Source organism: Pseudomonas lijiangensis (assembly GCF_018968705.1).
GTDB classification, from domain to species: domain Bacteria; phylum Pseudomonadota; class Gammaproteobacteria; order Pseudomonadales; family Pseudomonadaceae; genus Aquipseudomonas; species Aquipseudomonas lijiangensis.
Window position 1 is genome coordinate 5,248,431 of the sequence record NZ_CP076668.1, and the last position, 20,070, is coordinate 5,268,500.

A 20,070-nucleotide genomic window follows, 5' to 3' on the forward strand; every position below is an offset into this window, starting at 1 on the left:
TTTTGTTGACGAATAAGTGACTTACGGCACTCTTCTATACAACCGGAGGTGCTAGCATAGAGCCAGCATCGGTACTACTCAGCAACCCACAGTACTCATAATATGACCGAGTCAGAAGACCCTAGCCGCGATCGCCTCAAGCACCACTTTGCCCAAAGGGTCACTCATCAAGCACGTCAGATTCTTGAGACTTGGCAGCGACTGCAGAAATCCGAATGGTCCCTCGCCGACATGGCCGAACTGAAGGACTCGACCCTGCGCCTGCAGCGGTTCGCCGAACGGTTCGAGCAGGACGAACACCTGGAGCTGGCACGGGATATCGGACAGGCACTGGATACCGTCGAAGCCAACCGCGGCCGCCTCAACAGCACCCTGATCACCGAACTCAACCGTTTGATGCAGCGCCTTTCCCGTACCGGCCTGCGTCACGGCGACAAACTGGAACAGATCGCACTCCCGCCACTGCGCAAGCCGGTCTATGTCGTGCTTCAAGACCTCGAACGGGCCGAGCGCCTTGCCAAACAGCTGGAGTTCTTCGGCCTGTCAGCCCTGTCACTGGACAGCGTTGCCCAGTTTCAGTCCGCAATGCTGGAGCGCCATCCGTCGGTCATCATCATGGATGTGGACTTCAGCGGACCAGGCGAAGGCCTGAAACTCGCCTCACAGGTTCAGGAAGGACTTGAGCAGAAACTGCCCCTCCTCTTCTTCAGTCATCATGAAACCGATACACCGACGAGGCTGGCAGCCGTACGCGCCGGTGGTGAGGAATTCCTGACCGGAACCCTGGAAGCCTCGAGCCTGCTGGAGAAAATCGAAGTCCTGACCTGCGTGGCCCAGTACGAGCCTTACAAGGTGCTGGTCATCGATGACTCCCGCGCCCAGGCCACCCACACCGAACGGGTGCTCAATGCGGCCGGAATCGTGACCCGCACCTTGCTGGACCCGATCCAGGCCATGTCCGAACTGGCGGAGTTCCAGCCGGACCTGATCATCCTCGACATGTACATGCCCGGCTGCACAGGCACGGAACTGGCCAAAGTCATTCGCCACAACGACCGCTACGTCAGTGTGCCGATCATCTACCTGTCTGCCGAAGACGATCAGGACAAGCAGCTCGACGCCATGAGCGAAGGCGGCGATGACTTCCTCACCAAGCCTATCAAGCCGCGCCATCTCATCACCACGGTCCGCAACCGGGCAGCCCGGGCGCGCAGCCTGAAGGCGCGTATGGTGCGTGACAGCCTGACCGGCCTGTACAACCACACCCACATTCTCCAGTTGCTGGAAGACTGCAGCTTCCGCGCTCGTCGCGAAAACAAGCCGCTGTGCTTTGCCATGCTCGATATCGACCATTTCAAGAAGGTCAACGACAGCCACGGCCACCCCATGGGCGACCGCGTTATCAAGAGCCTGGCGCTGTTTCTTAAGCAGCGCCTGCGCAAGACCGACTTCATCGGGCGCTACGGCGGCGAAGAGTTCGCCATCGTGATGCCGGACACCGATATTCAGAGTGCCCATCAGGTACTCGAAGAGATCCGCCACCGTTTTGCGGAAATACATTACCCCGCCCAGCCGACAGACCTGTTCTGCACCTTCAGTGCAGGCGTGGTTGCGCTGGGCGTGCATGACGACAGCCTGACTCTTGCCTCCCAGGCCGACAATGCGCTGTATCGTGCCAAACACGCAGGCCGCAATCAGGTTCACTCGGCCGTGGTTGAAGAGCCCTATCACGTGGTACTGCCCGAGCCGCAAGCCCAGGAACAGTAGCCGCCGGGGACAAGTACGAAATCCGTCCTTACAAACCTCACCCCTGCATGCCTTGAAACACTCCGCTATCATGCGCTGACTTTCCAGAATCGAGCCTGCCATGCGCCGTTTGTTATGCCTGATGCTGTTGATCCTGGCCCTGCCCGCTTTCGGGACCAGCCTGCTGGACAGTCGCCCCGCACCGACACTGGGTGGCACCTCACTGGATAACAGCAAGGAATTCCTGCCTGTACGCGAGGCATTCAAACTGAGCCTGATCGAAACGACTCCGCAATCGATCAAGTTGCGCTTCGTCGCCACCGACGGTTATTACCTGTATCGCCATCGTTTCCAGTTCCGCACCGAACCCGCTGACATTGGCCTGGGCGAAGCGCAACTGCCTCCCGGCGAAAAGAAGCACGACGAGTACTTTGGCGACGTCGAGGTCTATCACGGCATTCTCGATATCGACCTGCCCCGCAAGCCCGGCGAAGAGCGCCCCTTTGTCCTGAGCGTGAGCTACCAGGGCTGCGCCGACAAAGGCCTGTGCTATCCCCCGGAAACCGAACGCCTGAATATTGGTGATGTGCCCGCCGACACGGCTTCAACAACCGGCCAGCAGGCCTGGAGCTGGAAAGAACTGGCACTGTTTTTCCTCGCAGGTATCGGCCTGACCTTCACCCCTTGCGTGCTGCCGATGCTGCCGATTCTTTCCGGCGTGGTCCTGCGGGGTCAGGTCGGCGGGCTGCGCGGCCTGAACCTGTCACTGGCCTACATACTGCCGATGGCTCTGTGCTTCGCCTTGCTGGGTGCATTGATGGGCATGTTCGGCGCAGGACTGAACCTGCAGGCACGCCTGCAATCGGCCTGGGTGCTGGTGCCGTTCTCGCTGTTCTTCGTGCTGTTTGCGGTGGCGATGTTTGGCGTCTTCGAATTGCGCCTCCCTCAGGCCATCAGCAACCGGCTGGATCGTATTGCCGGCAAGACTGAAGGCGGCTCGCTGTGGGGCGCCGCCGTACTGGGTGTGGTTTCCAGCCTGCTGGTATCGCCTTGTGTCTCGGCGCCACTGGCCGGTGCGCTGCTTTATATAAGTGCCAGCGGCGATGCACTGGGCGGCGGTTTGAAACTGTTTGCCCTGGGCCTGGGCATGGGAGCGCCGCTGTTGCTGGTCGCGACCGGCGGTGCGGCCTGGCTGCCTAAAAGCGGCCCGTGGCTGGTGACCGTGAAAAACGCCATTGGCGTGCTGCTGCTGGGTCTGGCCATAGGCTTGCTGAGCCGTGTATTGCCGGGTCAGGTCACGTTGCTGCTGATCGGCATTCTGTGTGCCGGCGTCGCGCTGTTCCTCGGCACACTGGAACTCAGTGCAAAATCTCCACGACAAAAACTCGCACAACTGCTCGGCCTGCTTTTGTTGGTCTACGCTCTGGCATGCTGGTACGGCGCATTGAGCGGGCAGACCGACCCGACTCGTCCACTGGGACGCCCGCAAGCGGCCCTCAATAACGGCACGGTATTACCAACGTCATCCCAATGGCAGACCATCACCACGTCTGCCGAACTGGAGCGTGCCCTCAGCGAAGCCAGAAATGCAGCTAAACCCTTGCTGCTCGACTGGTATGCCGACTGGTGCATCAGTTGCAAGGTGATCGAGCACGAAGTCCTGCCCGATCCGGGCGTCGTCGAGAAACTGGCAGGCTACAGCCTGATCCGTTTCGACATGACAGACAGCAATGCAGAACAACGAGCCCTGCTTGACCGCTACAAGCTGTTCGGACCACCCGCGTTGTTATTTTTCAGTAAAAGCGGCGAAGAACTGGAAAATGTCCGGGTTATCGGTGAAATCGACGCCCCTGCCTTCATTGAGCGCATAAATAGAGCAAATGACCCAAAATAGCTGTCGGGTCACAAACTTTACGCAAACATCGCTCATTGTGCTGGCTACTGTAGTTAACTGGACAGTACATCCTCCTTGCGGCATAGTCGCCGGGCATGAACGCCCGTAAACACAAAAAGGAACAATCGATGGCGACTTTCCTGGTACTGCACGGCCCCAACCTGAATCTGCTCGGTACTCGCGAGCCCGGGATATATGGCGCAGTGACCCTGGCTCAAATCAACCAGGATCTGGAACGGCGCGCTCGCGACGCCGGTCACCATCTGATGTACCTGCAAAGCAACGCCGAGTACGAATTGATCGACCGGATCCATGCCGCCCGCACGGAAGGCGTGGACTTCATTCTGATCAATCCGGCTGCTTTTACACATACAAGTGTGGCAATACGTGACGCGTTGCTGGGAGTGAGCATCCCATTCATCGAAGTGCATTTATCAAACGTGCACAAACGCGAACCTTTCCGCCATCACTCCTACTTTTCAGATGCTGCTGTAGGAGTGATCTGCGGCCTTGGCGCCAGCGGTTACCGACTGGCCCTGGAGGCCGCCCTGGAACAATTGGCCGTTAGCTCCAAGCCATGAGCGGACCAGCAACGCTGGCCCACCCGGCTTGAACCGGCTGCCGAAATGCCCTGACAGACCCCTTGGGAGTTGATGATTAATGGATATTCGCAAAGTCAAGAAACTGATCGAACTGCTGGAAGAATCCGGTATCGACGAGTTGGAGATCCGTGAAGGCGAAGAATCCGTACGGATCAGTCGTCACAGCAAGACTCCGGCACAACCGTATTACGCGCCAGCTCCAGTGGCTGCACCTGTAGCTGCTCCGGCCGCACCGGTTGCCGCTGCCGCCGCAGAAGCACCTTCGGCTCCAAAGCTGAACGGTCACGTGGTCAAGTCGCCGATGGTCGGTACTTTCTACCGCACCCCTGCTCCTACTTCGCCTGCATTCGTCGAAGTCGGCCAGACCGTCAAGAAAGGCGACACCATCTGCATCGTCGAAGCGATGAAAATGATGAACCACATCCAGGCAGAAGCCAGCGGCGTCATCGAATCCATCCTGGTAGAAAACGGTCAGCCGGTTGAATTTGACCAGCCGCTGTTCACTATCGTTTGAACCGGGGAGAGCCAGCGATGTTGGAAAAAGTTCTGATCGCCAACCGCGGCGAAATTGCCTTGCGCATCCTGCGTGCCTGTAAGGAACTGGGCATCAAGACCGTCGCTGTACATTCCACGGCAGATCGCGAGTTGATGCACCTGGGTCTGGCAGACGAAACCGTCTGCATCGGCCCGGCTCCAGCCAACCTGTCCTACCTGAATATCCCGGCAATCATCTCGGCAGCCGAACTGACCGGCGCCACGGCGATTCACCCGGGCTACGGCTTCCTCGCGGAAAACGCGGATTTCGCCGAGCAGGTAGAGAAGTCGGGCTTCGCCTTCATTGGTCCGAAAGCAGACACCATCCGCCTGATGGGCGACAAGGTTTCCGCCAAGGACGCCATGAAGCGCGCCAACGTGCCGACGGTTCCAGGTTCTGACGGCCCGCTGCCGGAAGACGAAGAAACCGCACTGCGCATCGGTCGTGAAGTCGGCTATCCGGTGATCATCAAGGCCGCCGGTGGTGGTGGTGGTCGCGGCATGCGCGTGGTTCACCGTGAGGAAGACCTGATCGAAGCTGCCAGCCAGACCCGCGCCGAAGCGGCTGCCTGGTTCAGCAACCCGATGGTCTACCTGGAAAAGTACCTGACCAACCCACGTCACGTGGAAGTCCAGGTCATTTCCGACGGCCAGGGCAATGCGATTCACCTGGGCGACCGTGACTGCTCGCTGCAACGCCGTCACCAGAAAGTCCTGGAAGAAGCACCGGCACCGTTCATCGACGAAGACGCGCGCAAGGAAGTACTGCAAAGCTGCGTTCAGGCCTGTATCGACATCGGCTACCGTGGCGCAGGCACTTTCGAGTTCCTGTACGAAAACGGCCGTTTCTACTTCATCGAAATGAACACTCGTGTTCAGGTAGAGCACCCGGTTTCGGAAATGGTCACCGGTATCGACATCGTCAAGGAGATGCTGAGCATCGCCGCCGGCAACAAACTGTCGTACACCCAGGATGACGTTGTCATCACAGGTCATGCGCTGGAATGCCGGATCAACGCTGAAGATCCGAAAACCTTCATTCCGAGCCCGGGCCTGGTCAAGCACTTCCACGCGCCAGGCGGCAACGGCATACGTGTCGATTCGCACCTGTACAGCGGATACAAGGTTCCCTCGAACTACGACTCCTTGATCGGCAAGCTGATCACCTGGGGCGCGACCCGCGACGAAGCCATGGCACGCATGCGCAATGCCCTGGACGAAATCGTGGTCGACGGGATCAAGACCAATATCCCGCTGCATCGCGATCTGACCCGTGATGAAGGCTTCTGCGAAGGCGGAGTCAACATCCACTATCTGGAACACAAACTGGCCAATCAATAAGTCAGCGTGTTTCAGATCAACAAAGCCGCAGCGATGCGGCTTTGTTGTTTGCGTCGCATAGAAGTAAACTTGCCCGCTTCTTCGCGGCAGTACCGCGCACCCATTTTGACTCGAAGGTAATCCGCCATGCCTTGGCTGCAAGTCCGCCTCGCCATCAGCCCAGAACAAGCCGAAACCTACGAGGACGCGCTGCTTGAAGTCGGCGCCGTATCCGTGACCTTCATGGATGCCGAAGACCAGCCGATTTTCGAGCCAGAACTCAATACCACGCCACTGTGGGCACACACCCACCTGCTGGCCCTGTTCGAAGCCGATACCGACGCCGATCTGGCCCTGGCGCACCTGCGCCTGCTGATCGACGCCGAACTGCCCGAGCACACCGCCGAAGTCATCGAAGACCAGGACTGGGAACGCAGCTGGATGGACAACTTCCAGCCAATGCGCTTCGGCCAGCGCCTGTGGATCGTCCCGAGCTGGCATGCCGCACCCGAGCCTGACGCCGTGAACCTGCTGCTCGATCCGGGTCTGGCATTCGGTACCGGCACCCACCCCACCACGGCGCTGTGCCTGGAATGGCTGGACGGTCAGGACCTCAAAGGCTGCAACGTGCTGGACTTCGGTTGCGGTTCGGGCATTCTGGCCATCGCTGCACTGTTGCTGGGCGCAGAGCAGGCCGTCGGCACCGATATCGACGTCCAGGCGCTCGAAGCCTCTCGCGACAACGCCGGGCGCAACAACATCGCAGCCGAACGTTTCCCGCTTTACCTGCCTGAAGACATGCCTCAGCAGCAAGCTGACGTACTGGTCGCCAACATCCTGGCCGGTCCGCTGGTATCGCTGGCTCCGCAACTGGCAACCCTGGTCAAGACCGGTGGTCGCCTGGCGCTCTCCGGCATCCTTGCAGAACAAGGCCCGGAAGTGGCAGCCGCCTATGCTGCTACATTCGACCTGGACCCTATCGCCAACCGTGATGGCTGGGTACGCATCACAGGTCGTCGCCGTTAACAGCCGCCTGAACCGGACAGCAGCATGACCGACAGCTTCGTCACCCAGTGCCCACACTGCCAAACCAGTTTCAGAGTCAGCCACGCCCAACTGAGCGTGGCCCGCGGCGTGGTGCGCTGCGGTGCCTGCCTGCAGGTCTTCAATGCCGCCCGGCAATTGCTGGAACAGCGCTCGGTCGACGAAGCCGACATCACGCCACCGCCCGGGCAGAAAATCGTCACCCCTGAAGTCGTCGAGCAAGCGCCTGCCGCGCTGATTGCCGAGCCACTTCCCGAGCCGACGCAAACCACTTCGGAAGATGACGATCCCTGGAAAGTCAGCGAGTTCGACCTGGACAACCTGGACCTGGACGAAGAACTCGCCCGGCTCGAGCAGCGGGAAATCCAGCTGGCCGACAATTTCGGCAAGCCGAACGCACGCAACAACGATGCAACGTTGACGGCCCAGCGTGATCACTCGGAAACCGAAGAAGGCACATGGGTCGGCAGTCTACGCAACGACGATGTCAGCCAGTTGCCGGAAATCCAGGCCGAGGTGGTCAGCACCACGGAGCAGGCTCCTGAGCCGGAGCATGAAGACGAACCCGAGCAGCCTTCCGGCCGCGAGCGGACCGAGCCTTCATTGTCATTGACCCCTGTCGATCTGGACGATGATCAGCCAGCACTCAGCGCCCGCAAGCAGCCCGCCAGCGAGAGCACAGAGCGCTGGTCGGCACGGGATGACGACGAAGACGATCACGACGATGACCACGAGCCGACAATCGACCCTCGCGGCAAACGCGCCCGAAACGAACCGGCGGTCCGCGATCAGGCTCTTCTGGACCTGACCGATGACCCGCTGCAACTGGACTGGCAGCGCCCCAAGCCACGCTGGGGCCGTCGTCTGCTCTGGAGCCTGCTGGTTTTGCTCGCGCTTGCTGGCTTGGCAGGCCAGTACATCTGGTATCACTTCGACCATCTGGCCAGACAGGATCAATATCGCCCCTGGTTCCAGCAGATCTGCCCGAAGATCGACTGCAAGGTGCCCTCCAAGGTCGATATCAACCTGCTCAAGAGCAGCAATCTGGTGGTACGCAGTCATCCCGAGTTCCAGGGTGCTCTGGTGGTGGACGCCATCATTTACAACCGCGCCTCTTTCTCCCAGCCCTTTCCGCTCCTTGAGCTGAGATTTGCCGATACCAGCGGTCAGCTCATTGCCAGTCGTCGGTTCAAGCCGGGCGAATACCTGAGCGGCGAAATGGCTGGCAAGGAAGAGATGCCACCCCAGACACCTATCCATATTGCGCTGGATATTCTCGATCCTGGCGCGAAAGCCGTGAATTACAGCCTGAACTTCCGATCACCGGAATAAGCCTCTGCCTGATCCTGTCTGCAGGAGTTTCTGGGGCCTGAGGGTGCGTTTTTCCGTGGCAGACAGCTCGAATACCAACGTTTTCAAGACAATTCGCTCAAGAAGCGAACCGTTGGCGATAAGAAAATAACTGTTCAGATTTTATCCAATTCAGCCTTTATCCAGTCATCGAGAGCGGGTATCATGCCAACCCTTTTTCAAACTCTCGGTTCGGTCTGAATGTTGCGAAAGCAACCGAAGACGGGGCTGTTGCAGACCGTGTAGAACGGTTTTTACACGGCCTGCGGATGATTCGGCCCCACGATAGGTAAAGCTATGTCGGCGGTACGCATCGGTCCATATACGTTACAGAATGGCTTGATCCTCGCCCCGATGGCGGGAGTCACCGACCAGCCTTTCCGGCAACTGTGCAGAGAACTCGGCGCAGGACTTGTCGTGTCGGAGATGGTCACCAGTGACATGAGCCTGTGGAACAGTCGCAAATCGCGGCTGCGCATGATCCACGAAGGTGATCCTGAGCCCCGCTCGGTCCAGATCGCCGGTGGCGATCCACAGATGCTCGCTCAGGCAGCGCGGGCCAATGTCGAACTGGGTGCCCAGATCATCGACATCAACATGGGCTGCCCGGCCAAGAAGGTCTGTAACAAGGCCGCAGGTTCGGCGCTTCTGAAAGATGAAAAGCTGGTAAGCGAAATACTGCAGGCCGTGGTGGCCGCAGTCGATGTACCGGTGACCCTGAAGATCCGCACCGGCTGGGACCGCGATAACAAGAACGGCCTTACGGTCGCCAGAATCGCCGAGCAGGCCGGTATACAAGCGCTGGCGGTCCACGGGCGAACCCGTGCAGACCTTTACACCGGCGAAGCCGAGTACGACACCATCGCCGAAATCAAGCAGGCGATGTCGATTCCGGTGTTTGCCAATGGAGACATCGTTTCACCCGAGAAAGCCCGGTACGTGCTAGAGGCCACCGGAGCGGACGGGTTGTTGATTGGCCGGGCCGCCCAGGGGCGACCATGGATTTTTCGTGAGATAGATCACTACCTGCGTACCGGCGAGAAATTGCCAGCGCTGCCGGTGAGTGAAGTGGAACGTATTCTGCTTGAACATCTGACAGCCCTGCACGCCTTCTATGGAGACGTGATGGGCGTGCGCATTGCACGCAAGCATGTCGGTTGGTATCTCGCAACCTTGCCGGGCGCCAGGGAATTTCGCGCCCATTTCAATCGTTTGGAAGATACGGAAGCACAGTGCGCCAACGTCCGGGAGTTCTTGAGCCAAGGCTACAGGGGCCCGGATAACGAGAATAAAGAAGAGGTGGCCGCATGACGATGATGACCGAGACTTTAGTGAGTGGAACAACACCCGTGAGCGACAACGTCAATTTGAAACAGCACCTCAACACGCCGAGCGAAGAGGGTCAGACCCTGCGCGGCAGTGTCGAGAAGGCGCTGCACAATTATTTCGCCCACCTCGAAGGCGCTTCCGTCACTGACGTCTACAACCTGGTGTTGTCGGAGGTCGAGGCTCCGCTTCTCGAAAGCGTGATGAACTACGTCAAGGGCAACCAGACGAAGGCTTCCGAGCTGCTTGGGCTCAATCGCGGCACGCTGCGCAAGAAACTCAAGCAGTACGATCTGCTTTAAGCATTATTCAATACAGAAAAGGCGACCCACCTTGCACAGCGGTCGCCTTTTTTTGCTGACTTCCTTTGCTTTTGATGGAAATTGAAATGACCGACCAGACTACCCGCCTGCCGATCCGCCGCGCTTTGATCAGCGTTTCCGACAAGACAGGAATCCTCGAATTCGCACGCGAGCTTGAAGCGCTGGGCGTAGAGATTCTTTCGACTGGCGGTACTTTCAAGCTGCTGCAGGACAACGGTGTTGCAGCCGTGGAGGTAGCCGACTACACCGGTTTTGCCGAGATGATGGATGGCCGGGTCAAGACCCTGCACCCCAAGATCCACGGCGGCATCCTGGGTCGTCGCGGCATCGACGATGCAATCATGAACGAGCACGGTATCAAGCCGATCGATCTGGTTGCGGTCAACCTCTATCCGTTTGAAGCCACGGTTTCCAAGCCGGGCTGCGACCTGCCGACCGCCATCGAGAACATCGATATCGGCGGCCCGACCATGGTTCGCTCCGCTGCGAAGAACCACAAGGACGTCGCCATCGTGGTCAATGCCAGCGACTACGCCCAGGTCCTGGAAAACCTCAAGGCCGGCGGCCTGACCTACGCTCAGCGTTTCGACCTGATGCTCAAGGCCTTCGAGCACACTGCTGCCTACGACGGCATGATCGCCAACTACCTGGGCAGCGTCGACCAGAGCGCAGAAACCCTCAGCACCGAAGGCCGCAGCCAGTTCCCGCGCACCTTCAACACCCAGTTCGTCAAGGCGCAGGAAATGCGTTACGGCGAGAACCCGCACCAGAGCGCGGCGTTCTACGTTGAAGCCAAGCCTGCCGAAGTCGGCATCGCGACCGCTACCCAGTTGCAAGGCAAGGAACTGTCGTTCAACAACGTGGCCGACACCGATGCTGCACTGGAATGCGTCAAGAGCTTCGTCAAGCCGGCCTGCGTGATCGTCAAGCACGCCAACCCGTGCGGCGTTGCCGTAAGCCCCGAAGGCGGCATTCGCCAGGCCTACGAACTGGCCTACGCCACCGATACCGAATCCGCTTTTGGCGGCATCATCGCCTTCAACCGCGAGCTGGATGCCGAAACCGCCAAGGCCATCGTTGACCGTCAATTCGTCGAAGTCATCATCGCACCAAGCGTCAGCGCCGAAGCGGCGGCCATCGTCTCCGCCAAAGCCAACGTTCGCCTGCTGACCACCGGTCAATGGGCTGCCGAACGTGGCGCGGCCTGGGACTACAAGCGCGTCAATGGCGGCCTGCTGGTACAAAGCCGCGACATCGGCATGATCACCTCTGCCGACCTCAAGATCGTCACCCAGCGCGCACCGACCGAACACGAAGTACACGATCTGATCTTCGCCTGGAAAGTCGCCAAGTACGTCAAGTCCAACGCCATCGTCTACGCCAAGAACCGCCAGACCATTGGTGTCGGCGCCGGCCAGATGAGCCGCGTGAACTCTGCACGCATCGCCGCCATCAAGGCCGAGCACGCAGGCCTGCAGGTTCAGGGTGCGGTCATGGCATCCGACGCCTTCTTCCCGTTCCGCGACGGCATCGACAATGCCGCCAAGGCCGGCATCACTGCCGTCATCCAGCCAGGTGGCTCGATGCGCGACAACGAAGTGATTGCGGCAGCGGATGAAGCGGGCATTGCGATGGTATTCACCGGAATGCGCCACTTCAGGCACTGATTGCAGTTTTGAGCCTCAAGCTGCAAGCGACAAGAAAGAGCGGAAGCGAATTGCACCGTTCTTTCCTGATGCGGCAGTTCCATTTTTCAAAGCCATAAGCTGTAGTTCGAGAGCTGCGCGATCAGCCTTCACTTGCAGCTTGTAGCTTTTCTCCGAAGGAGACTTTCACTTATGAACGTTTTGATTATCGGCAGCGGCGGTCGTGAACACGCTCTGGCCTGGAAAGTGGCTCAGGACCCGCGGGTCGAGAAGGTTTTCGTTGCGCCGGGCAACGCCGGTACGGCTATCGAAGCCAAGTGCGAGAACGTCGCCATCGACGTGCTGGCTCTTGAGCAACTGGCCGACTTCGCCGAGAAGAACGTGTCGCTGACCATCGTCGGCCCGGAAGTCCCGCTGGTTGCAGGCGTTGTGGATCTGTTCCGCAGCCGTGGCCTGGATTGCTTCGGCCCGACGGCTGGCGCCGCTCAGCTTGAAGGTTCCAAGGCGTTCACCAAGGATTTCCTGGCTCGCCACAAGATCCCGACCGCCGACTACCAGAACTTCACCGAGATCGAGCCGGCACTGGCTTACCTGCGTGAAAAAGGCGCTCCGATCGTCATCAAGGCTGACGGCCTGGCTGCCGGTAAAGGCGTGATCGTTGCCATGACGCTGGCCGAAGCCGAAGACGCCGTGCGCGACATGCTGGCTGGCAATGCCTTTGGCGAAGCCGGTTCGCGAGTCGTGATCGAGGAATTCCTGGACGGCGAAGAAGCCAGCTTCATCGTGATGGTCGATGGCAAGAATGTCCTGCCAATGGCCACCAGCCAGGACCACAAACGTGTCGGCGACGGCGACAGCGGCCCGAACACCGGCGGCATGGGTGCCTACTCCCCGGCCCCAGTGGTCACTGCCGACGTTCACCAGCGCGTCATGGACCTGGTCATCTGGCCAACTGTCCGTGGCATGGCAGAAGAAGGCAACGTTTATACCGGTTTCCTCTATGCTGGTCTGATGATCGACAAGGCTGGCAATCCAAAGGTCATCGAGTTCAACTGCCGCTTCGGCGACCCGGAAACCCAGCCTGTCATGTTGCGCCTGCAATCTAGCCTGGTGCTGCTGGTAGAAGCTGCGCTGGCACAGGCACTGGACAAGGTCGAAGCACAGTGGGACCCTCGTCCAAGTCTGGGCATCGTCCTGGCTGCCGGTGGTTACCCTGGCGATTACGCCAAAGGCGCCGTGATCGAAGGCCTGGATGCTGCGGCACAACTGCCGGGCAAGGTCTTCCATGCAGGTACAGCACTCAAGGACGAGCGTGTCGTCACCAGCGGCGGTCGCGTATTGTGCGCAACCGCACTGGGCGAAACAGTCGGCAAGGCACAGGAAAATGCCTATGCCCTGGCTGCAAGGATTGATTGGGAAGGTTGCTTCTACCGCAAGGACATTGGCTACCGTGCCATTGCCCGTGAGCGTGGTGAGAGTCAGGAGTAAGTCTGCCGGACCAGCCCCTGACAAGGGGGCTGGTCGGTTGCTCCGGCACTGCGCACTGTTATCAGGCATTCACTCAGGAAGGGATATCACCGTGCGCTGGCTCAGGATTGCCATAGTTTCAACGGCCGGACTACTGTCCTTGCTCTTCATGCTCACGGCCAAGGCCGAGCATGGCGCAGGGTGGTCCACGCTGCTCGACGAACAGGCAAACCTGCAACTGAACGATATCCGCTCGGCCCGCTACCAGAACCAGTTCAGCCCCATCGACCTTGAACGGGTCACGGCAGCCGACCGCGACAGCGCGTTATGGCTGCACTACCGGGTACCTCCTACCCGACACGAACAACTGATACGCATCTTCGCGCCAGACCTGGCCAGCGGAGACCTGTACATCATCGAAGGCGAAAAGCTGGTCGATCACCTGCGCACCGGCAACGATGTGCCCAAGCAGGATCAGCGACTGCCCTCCAACGATTTCCTGCTGCCCGTCCCGCAAAGCGATGTCCCGCTGGACCTGTACCTGCGACTCGTCTCGACCCAGAAACTGCGCCCCAGCATCACGCTGCAACCGGCGATAGCCAGCGCGGCCGACGAGCGCGAACCTTTCCTGTTCGGCCTGCTGTTCGGCGCGCTGATCATGCTGATCACCCAGAACCTCACGCGCTACTGGCACACAAAGTCGCGCAGCAACCTGTGGCTGGCCGCCTGTGAAGCCCTGCTGGCACTGAGCGCGTTCCTGCTGCTCAACCTGCTCGACATGGCCAAGACCTGGCATATCGCGCAGACGCCAGGTGCCCACGTTGCGCTGTTGCTCGCCGCCGTGGCGGGACTGTTCTACACCTACTGCTTCTTCGTACATCGCGGCATCAAGGTACTCGACCGACTGATGCAGATCGATGCCGTGCTCATGGGCACCGGCGTGCTGCTGGTACTGCTGTTCGACAGCGTGCCACTCAACGTCATGACCTTCCTGCTGGTCTCCCTGACCACACTGAGTATCCTGACGGTATCGGTCTGGCACTGGCAGAAAGGCTACCGTCCGGCGCGGACGTTCGTGGCCTCGATGATCCTCTTCAACCTCGGATATCTGGTGATCGTGCCGGGTCTGTTGTGGCTGAGTCTGATCCCGCCACAGTGGCTGATCCTCGCCCTGCTGGGGGTTTTCTGTATCTGCGGCCTGCTGATGAGCATCGCTCTCAACGAACGCTCGCGCAGCATTACCGAGGACAAGTTCAGCCTGAGCCGCGATCAGGCCGCCAGCACGGCGGAAGTCAACGCCAAGGCCGAGTTCCTGGCCAAGATCAGCCACGAAATCCGCACGCCCATGAACGGCGTGCTCGGCATGACCGAACTGCTGCTGGATACCCCGCTTTCGGTGAAGCAGCGTGACTATGTGGAAACCATCCACAGCGCAGGCAACGAACTGCTGACGCTCATCAACGAGATTCTCGATATCTCCAAGCTCGAGTCGGGCCAGATCGAACTCGATGACGTGCAATTCGATATCAGCGCCCTGATCGAGGACTGCCTCAACATATTCCGCGCCAAGGCCGAACAGCAGAACGTCGAACTGATCAGCCTGATCCATCCCCAGGTGCCGCGAGTCATCAGCGGCGACCCGACACGTCTGCGCCAGACGCTGCTGAGCCTGCTGGAAAACGCCCTGAAGAAAACCGAAGAAGGCGAAATCCTGCTGGCCGTGGCACTTGACTCCAAGCCCGGCAAACATCGCGTACGCATCTCGGTACAGGACAGTGGCATGCCGTTGTCTGCGGAAGAGCGCGATGCACTGATGCACACCGAACTTCACAGCAAGCACTTCCTGACCAGCAACAAGCTCGGCGGCCACCTGGGTCTGGTCATCGCGCGGCGGCTGACAGAGCTGATGGATGGCGAGTTCGGTATCCAGAACGGCCAGACTCAGGGCACCACACTCTGGCTGAGCCTGCCACTGGACGCCAAGCTGCTGGAGCAGCCGACCACCGATCTGGACAGCCCGCTCAAGGATGCTCGCGTGCTGGTGGTCGATGACAACGATACCTGCCGCAAGGTACTGGTGCAGCAGTGTAGCGCCTGGGGCCTGAACGTCAGTGCCGTGCCGTCCGGCAAGGAAGCGCTGGCGTTGCTGCGTACCAAGGCGAACCTGCGCGACTATTTCGATGTGGTACTACTCGACCAGAACATGCCCGGCATGAGCGGCATGCAACTGGCAGCCAAGATCAAGGAAGACCCGAGCCTCAATCACGACATCCTGCTGATCATGCTCACCGGCATCAGCAATGCGCCCAGCAAGATCATCGCCCGCAATGCCGGCATCAAGCGCATTCTGGCCAAACCGGTGGCTGGCTATACGCTCAAGACCACGCTGGCAGACGAACTGACTCAACTGAACAAGGGTGTCGTTACGCTTGCCTCGCAGCCCGCCCTGAACACGCCGGTCAGCGTGCCCGGCGACTTCCGTATTCTGGTAGCCGAAGACAACACCATCTCGACCAAGGTCATTCGCGGCATGCTCGGCAAACTCAACCTGCGCCCCGACACCGCCAGCAACGGCGAAGAAGCGCTGCGGGCCATGAAGGCACAGCGTTACGATCTGGTACTCATGGACTGTGAAATGCCGATCCTCGATGGCTTCTCCGCCACCGAGCAACTGCGGGCCTGGGAAGTGGGCAACCAGCGGGTACGGACTCCGGTAGTCGCCCTGACGGCGCACATTCTGGCCGAACACAAGGATCGTGCCCGACAGGCAGGCATGGACGGGCATATGGCGAAACCCATCGAGTTGTCGCAGTTGAGGGAGTTGATCGAATACTGGGTCGAACAGCGTGAGGCAACCCGAGCCCTGACGTCCAACGGCAACCTCTACCAGCAGAACTGACGGGCCATGACAAAGCCTTCCCCCAAGTGAGCCAAAACCATGCTCCATGTGCTGTTCAGCGTTTATCTGAAGATGCTGGTGCTCTATAGCCCTTTTTTCGTACTTTCCTGCTTCATCAGCCTGACCCGTGGCCACTCACGCAAGGAGCAGCGGCGTCTGGCGTGGAAAGTCGCGCTGGCGACGCTGATTTCCAGCGTGCTGCTCTATCTGTTCGGTCGGGTAATCTTCGATGTATTCGGCATTACCGTGGATGCCTTCCGGATTGGCGCAGGCAGCGTGCTGTTCATTTCGGCGCTGGGCATGGCCCAAGGCAAATCGGCAGTACAGACCGATAACATCCAGCAGGATGTCACCATCGTCCCGCTGACCATCCCGATCACCGTCGGCCCGGGCACCATCGGTGCGCTGCTGGTCATGGGGGTCAGCCAGCCTCATTGGGATGACAAGCTCACTGCCATCCTGAGCATTGCCCTGGCCAGTTTCAGCGTTGGTGTCGTTCTGTACCTGTCCGACCGGATCGAGCGAATCCTGGGTGACCAGGGACTGCAGATCGTCAGCCGCCTGATGGGGCTGTTCGTCTGCGCCCTGGCAGCGCAAATCATTTTCACCGGGGTCAAAGGGTATCTGGTGCCCTGAAACCCAGGCTCTGTCAGAGCGGAATGCGCTTGATACGCTCCGCTCCCCTGTCCTGTAACTCCTTTCGCACACGGTCGCGATTTAACGCGTATTGAGCATTGTCGAAGACGAAGCCGCCGCCCTTTAGCAACAACTTCATTTCATAGTTGAGCGGCCACATGGGAACCTTCGAAATCCATGAATACCAGGGCTTGGGTTTGGTAAGACTGATCATCTGCAACCCGCAGATCACGAGATGGATCTGCCCGGACTCGCGCTTCTCGCAAGGCACAATCTGAAAGTTTTCGGTGCGCCCCACACTGAACCAACTGCTGAAAAAAACCTTCGCATGCTCACTGTTGAACATGTCCTGCAGCGAGGATTTCGCCAGTTCAGCGAGCCGGGGAGATGCGATGCGCGCCACCAGCAGTGCGGCCTGGCTCTGAAAATCCTTGGGCTTCTTGAATACCGCAGACTTTCGATCAATGACCGATGTGCGTGAAAGCCCGCACGCCACCAACTTCTGCTGGTACGCATTGATCCAGCCATCCCAGTTTTTCTTGCGATCAAAAGCATCGAAAGCACACAGCTCGGCCAGTAACAGGCAATCCTGAATATCTGCCCGCTCCTGCGCATCAAAGCCAGGCAGGAAGGAAACCAGGTTATTGGCCATCAACAGAGCGTTTGAACTCATGACTCATCCTCCCCCAGACCGACAATCAACTCGTCGCGTCTGGCTCCCAGCCTGGCGACCAGATCCTTTCGGAAATAACCGAAACCATGTTCATCCAGTTCGGCTGAAACATGTGCGATCTCCAGGCTCTTCACGCCGCCCAACTCGGCAAACAAATGCGCAAGCGGCAACTCACCAGCAGGTGTCGTGCTTTTGAAAGAAATAATGAACAGGTTGACGACTGGCTCGACATCGACGAATGCCAGCTGAAGGATGACCGAGCAATCCTGCTGGCCGGGTACGTCCGGCTCCGTGGTCGATTCAGAGGGAGCCAGAACCGGCAGACAATGCGTCGTTTGCTGCTTCAACAAGGCTGTGGTGGCCTCATCTTCGGTGCCATCCATAAAGCGTTTCGAGATGCACTCTGCACGCTCGATAAGCGGCAAAGGCACGCGCCTGATCAGCTTTTCCTTGAGGTAGTCCCACAATGAACCTGTGTACTCCAGAGGCGCATTCTGCACTTCGCGGTAGACGATATTGCAGCGAAACCGGCTCAGCGCATTGAAATAGGTCTGACGCCATTCGACAGGCTCGGCAAACTTTTCATGCCTGGCCGAAGCGGCCAACTGGCTATACAGGCTGCAGTCCAGCACATCCGCCTTGAATGAAGGGGATACGTGGCTGGAAAAAAAGAACAGGCTGCCTGCATTGATATAACTCTGCTGCATTCCTTTGCACATAAAGACGCCCTCACTACGCTCATAAAAAAGCCGCGGCGAACCGCGGCTCAACAACACATCAGATCTCGAATTCAGCCAGTGCAGATCGGGCATTTGCCGTCAGCTTCGCCTCAACCTCACCCTTTACCCGCGCATAATGCTGAGGGTTGAGAACCAGATTGTTCTCGGCGCGCTTGATGCGCACAGAAGCATTGTTCCACTCCCAGAACAGCACGTTGGTAATGTTCTGAGACGTGACAAAGTTCACTGCCCCCATTGCCATGACCACTTCACCATCACTGGACTCGGCGGCGGACGCGATCGCGAATTTGGCACTCTTGTGGGTTTTGCTTGAGTTCTCGAACAAGCGAAGCGGCTTGTCACTGGACTGCAGAGCCTTGACGGTGTCCTTGGCTACCTTGAGCAGCAATACAGAGGTCGGACCTGGCACAGCCATGGCAACGATGGCCGACTCCAGAATCTTCAAGGCTTCCTGCTCCATGGTGAAGCGCGTATTGCTGCTCCGGTAATCCGAAAGCTCTTTGGACTGAGAGAACCAGCCGCAGTAACCCAGCACCTTGGTGAAGGTTTCATACCACTGCACGGCATTTTCATTGCTGTCGCGGTACTTCTTGTTGGCAGCCAGCGAAGCGAGCAGAACACTGTCCTTGAGAATCTGCTTGTTCTCTTTCGACATGCCGGAAACGATGGAGACAACGGTATCGCCAGCCACCAGTGCACCAGGATTTTTTTCATCCACTTCCATAAGGCCCAGAGATTTCCGCTTGTTATCAACATGTTCCTGGTGCCCGCAGTCACCCAGATCACAGTTAGCGATTTCGATCTTGCTTTCTTCAACGTTATCAAACATTTTCAAATTCCTTTTCAAGTCAAGTTCATCCGTAAGGGACAATTCCAAGCTAACCCATGTCTTTGTGTTTCTCCATACCTTGCAAAAGCAACAAACTGCAAAAAGTAGGACCTCGGCAAGCGACTAAAAATAAAACAAATAATTACCGCAAACACCAAAAACACAAGATAGGCAAAGGGACAGATTGAGCATTACTTACAAAAAAACTTTATGTCCGTCACCCTCGAAGAATCGGGATGACACCCATTTCTTCCAAAAACCTGCCCCATAGATGGAACATTTCTTACATTCTTTGCTGTAAGAAAATAATTCAGATGTTTATCTGCCGGATATTGAAGTTGCCGACTTCCTTCAAGCGGGCGCGGATACGTTCCCTCTGGGGAGCAAAAGCGGCGCTTGTGAACCCGTAGACACCGCCGCCCAGACGCACCACCATCTCGCGCTTGGTCCACGAGTCCCCACCGCGGCGATCCGAGGTGACAGTGGCGTTGGCATTCAGGCCGCACAGCATAAGGTGCACCTCCCCGGCGATCTCTTCACAGGGCACGACCTGAAAATTGCCAACCGCCCCAGAACCCGAGCCGTACTGAAAAAAATGCTGTGCATACTGATTGAGCCGAGCCGCCTTGAATGAGCGCCGGGTAAGCTCCAGCAAGTTGCCGACACGCACTGAGCCTGTGATATTGAAGCTGATACTATCCAACTCTTCAGCGTTGGTAATGACCATCGGTTCCTTGACAATCTGGCTTTTGAGTTTGCACCCTGATCGAACAAGGGAACTGCGGTAATAGTTGAGCCAACTGGTCCAGAACTCGCTTGGCCGGTAACTCTGGGTGGCGAAGAATTCAGCATATAGCAGCATATCTGCAATATCTTCCCGCGCCTGCCTTGAGATATTGGAAGAGAAAGAAACAATGTTACTGCCCGCTATCAGGGCATTGAAAGTCTGACTTGCCATTTTCTACATCCTTATAGAAACAAGGACATGAAACTAGCCAGACTGGCACGGTTATACAACAAGAGAATGGCTGCCTGAGGGAA

Annotated in this window: 17 protein-coding genes; 13 read left to right on the forward strand and 4 right to left on the reverse strand. The window is 58.4% G+C overall.

Features of this window, described 5'->3' with window-relative positions:
* The first annotated feature begins 102 nt into the window (after positions 1–102).
* The 13 genes from KQP88_RS22340 (at position 103) to KQP88_RS22400 (ending at position 16,787) form a co-directional block, all read left to right on the forward strand.
* Entirely contained in the window at positions 103–1,767 is a 1,665-nt protein-coding gene (locus tag KQP88_RS22340) for a response regulator (protein ID WP_216704194.1), read from the forward strand.
* Positions 1,768–1,867: 100 nt separating this feature from the next.
* Complete coding sequence (locus KQP88_RS22345; RefSeq protein WP_216704195.1) at positions 1,868–3,640, forward strand: protein-disulfide reductase DsbD; 1,773 nt, start codon at positions 1,868–1,870, stop codon at positions 3,638–3,640.
* A 128-nt stretch (positions 3,641–3,768) separates the two neighbouring features.
* Positions 3,769–4,221 carry a type II 3-dehydroquinate dehydratase gene (gene aroQ, locus KQP88_RS22350; RefSeq protein ID WP_025262138.1) on the forward strand — a complete coding sequence of 151 codons (453 nt, stop codon included), beginning with the start codon at positions 3,769–3,771 and terminating at the stop codon, positions 4,219–4,221.
* 79 nt (positions 4,222–4,300) lie between these two features.
* On the forward strand, positions 4,301–4,756 hold the full coding sequence (accB, locus tag KQP88_RS22355) for an acetyl-CoA carboxylase biotin carboxyl carrier protein (protein WP_200995303.1): 456 nt from the start codon (positions 4,301–4,303) through the stop codon (positions 4,754–4,756).
* A 17-nt stretch (positions 4,757–4,773) separates the two neighbouring features.
* Positions 4,774–6,117, forward strand: coding sequence for an acetyl-CoA carboxylase biotin carboxylase subunit (accC, locus tag KQP88_RS22360; protein ID WP_216704196.1), 1,344 nt, complete (start codon positions 4,774–4,776; stop codon positions 6,115–6,117).
* Between the two features lie 126 nt (positions 6,118–6,243).
* Positions 6,244–7,122, forward strand: coding sequence for a 50S ribosomal protein L11 methyltransferase (prmA, locus tag KQP88_RS22365; protein ID WP_216704197.1), 879 nt, complete (start codon positions 6,244–6,246; stop codon positions 7,120–7,122).
* Positions 7,123–7,146: 24 nt separating this feature from the next.
* Complete coding sequence (locus KQP88_RS22370) at positions 7,147–8,472, forward strand: DUF3426 domain-containing protein (protein WP_216704198.1); 1,326 nt, start codon at positions 7,147–7,149, stop codon at positions 8,470–8,472.
* 315 nt (positions 8,473–8,787) lie between these two features.
* Positions 8,788–9,801: a tRNA dihydrouridine synthase DusB gene (gene dusB / locus KQP88_RS22375; protein WP_200995306.1), complete on the forward strand. Its 1,014-nt coding sequence runs from the start codon at positions 8,788–8,790 to the stop codon at positions 9,799–9,801.
* Positions 9,798–10,118, forward strand: a complete 321-nt coding sequence (gene fis, locus KQP88_RS22380) for a DNA-binding transcriptional regulator Fis (protein ID WP_002555375.1) — start codon at positions 9,798–9,800, stop codon at positions 10,116–10,118. Before dusB ends, fis begins: the two co-directional genes overlap by 4 nt.
* An 86-nt stretch (positions 10,119–10,204) precedes the next feature.
* On the forward strand, positions 10,205–11,806 hold the full coding sequence (gene purH / locus KQP88_RS22385; RefSeq protein ID WP_216704199.1) for a bifunctional phosphoribosylaminoimidazolecarboxamide formyltransferase/IMP cyclohydrolase: 1,602 nt from the start codon (positions 10,205–10,207) through the stop codon (positions 11,804–11,806).
* Positions 11,807–11,977: 171 nt separating this feature from the next.
* Complete coding sequence (gene purD / locus KQP88_RS22390; protein ID WP_200995308.1) at positions 11,978–13,273, forward strand: phosphoribosylamine--glycine ligase; 1,296 nt, start codon at positions 11,978–11,980, stop codon at positions 13,271–13,273.
* A 91-nt stretch (positions 13,274–13,364) separates the two neighbouring features.
* Positions 13,365–16,151 carry a hybrid sensor histidine kinase/response regulator gene (locus KQP88_RS22395; protein WP_216704200.1) on the forward strand — a complete coding sequence of 929 codons (2,787 nt, stop codon included), beginning with the start codon at positions 13,365–13,367 and terminating at the stop codon, positions 16,149–16,151.
* Positions 16,152–16,190: 39 nt separating this feature from the next.
* Positions 16,191–16,787: a MarC family protein gene (locus tag KQP88_RS22400; RefSeq protein WP_025262147.1), complete on the forward strand. Its 597-nt coding sequence runs from the start codon at positions 16,191–16,193 to the stop codon at positions 16,785–16,787.
* 13 nt (positions 16,788–16,800) lie between these two features.
* Here KQP88_RS22400 and KQP88_RS22405 read toward each other — a convergent pair whose 3' ends face one another.
* From KQP88_RS22405 to KQP88_RS22420, 4 genes are all read right to left on the reverse strand, one after another.
* Positions 16,801–17,460: a hypothetical protein gene (locus KQP88_RS22405; protein ID WP_122320490.1), complete on the reverse strand. Its 660-nt coding sequence runs from the start codon at positions 17,458–17,460 to the stop codon at positions 16,801–16,803.
* Entirely contained in the window at positions 17,457–18,272 is an 816-nt protein-coding gene (locus KQP88_RS22410; protein WP_216704201.1) for a hypothetical protein, read from the reverse strand. Before KQP88_RS22410 ends, KQP88_RS22405 begins: the two co-directional genes overlap by 4 nt.
* Positions 18,238–19,029, reverse strand: a complete 792-nt coding sequence (locus KQP88_RS22415; protein ID WP_200995311.1) for a hypothetical protein — start codon at positions 19,027–19,029, stop codon at positions 18,238–18,240. The genes KQP88_RS22410 and KQP88_RS22415 overlap by 35 nt, the downstream gene beginning before the upstream one ends.
* Before the next feature lie 310 nt (positions 19,030–19,339).
* The gene (locus KQP88_RS22420) at positions 19,340–19,987 is read right to left on the reverse strand and encodes a hypothetical protein (protein WP_216704202.1); all 648 of its coding nucleotides are present in this window, start codon (positions 19,985–19,987) and stop codon (positions 19,340–19,342) included.
* Positions 19,988–20,070: the final 83 nt, after the last annotated feature.

Excerpts from the sequence above, each read along its gene's own strand:
- KQP88_RS22405 (WP_122320490.1), bottom strand. The coding sequence starts at position 17,460 with ATGAGTTCAAACGCTCTGTTGATGGCCAATAACCTGGTTTCCTTCCTG.
- purH (WP_216704199.1), top strand. The coding sequence starts at position 10,205 with ATGACCGACCAGACTACCCGCCTGCCGATCCGCCGCGCTTTGATCAGC.
- aroQ (WP_025262138.1), top strand. The coding sequence starts at position 3,769 with ATGGCGACTTTCCTGGTACTGCACGGCCCCAACCTGAATCTGCTCGGT.
- dusB (WP_200995306.1), top strand. The coding sequence starts at position 8,788 with ATGTCGGCGGTACGCATCGGTCCATATACGTTACAGAATGGCTTGATC.
- accC (WP_216704196.1), top strand. The coding sequence starts at position 4,774 with ATGTTGGAAAAAGTTCTGATCGCCAACCGCGGCGAAATTGCCTTGCGC.
- purD (WP_200995308.1), top strand. The coding sequence starts at position 11,978 with ATGAACGTTTTGATTATCGGCAGCGGCGGTCGTGAACACGCTCTGGCC.
- KQP88_RS22410 (WP_216704201.1), bottom strand. The coding sequence starts at position 18,272 with ATGCCCGATCTGCACTGGCTGAATTCGAGATCTGATGTGTTGTTGAGC.
- KQP88_RS22415 (WP_200995311.1), bottom strand. The coding sequence starts at position 19,029 with ATGTTTGATAACGTTGAAGAAAGCAAGATCGAAATCGCTAACTGTGAT.
- fis (WP_002555375.1), top strand. The coding sequence starts at position 9,798 with ATGACGATGATGACCGAGACTTTAGTGAGTGGAACAACACCCGTGAGC.
- prmA (WP_216704197.1), top strand. The coding sequence starts at position 6,244 with ATGCCTTGGCTGCAAGTCCGCCTCGCCATCAGCCCAGAACAAGCCGAA.
- KQP88_RS22400 (WP_025262147.1), top strand. The coding sequence starts at position 16,191 with ATGCTCCATGTGCTGTTCAGCGTTTATCTGAAGATGCTGGTGCTCTAT.
- KQP88_RS22370 (WP_216704198.1), top strand. The coding sequence starts at position 7,147 with ATGACCGACAGCTTCGTCACCCAGTGCCCACACTGCCAAACCAGTTTC.
- KQP88_RS22340 (WP_216704194.1), top strand. The coding sequence starts at position 103 with ATGACCGAGTCAGAAGACCCTAGCCGCGATCGCCTCAAGCACCACTTT.
- KQP88_RS22345 (WP_216704195.1), top strand. The coding sequence starts at position 1,868 with ATGCGCCGTTTGTTATGCCTGATGCTGTTGATCCTGGCCCTGCCCGCT.
- accB (WP_200995303.1), top strand. The coding sequence starts at position 4,301 with ATGGATATTCGCAAAGTCAAGAAACTGATCGAACTGCTGGAAGAATCC.
- KQP88_RS22420 (WP_216704202.1), bottom strand. The coding sequence starts at position 19,987 with ATGGCAAGTCAGACTTTCAATGCCCTGATAGCGGGCAGTAACATTGTT.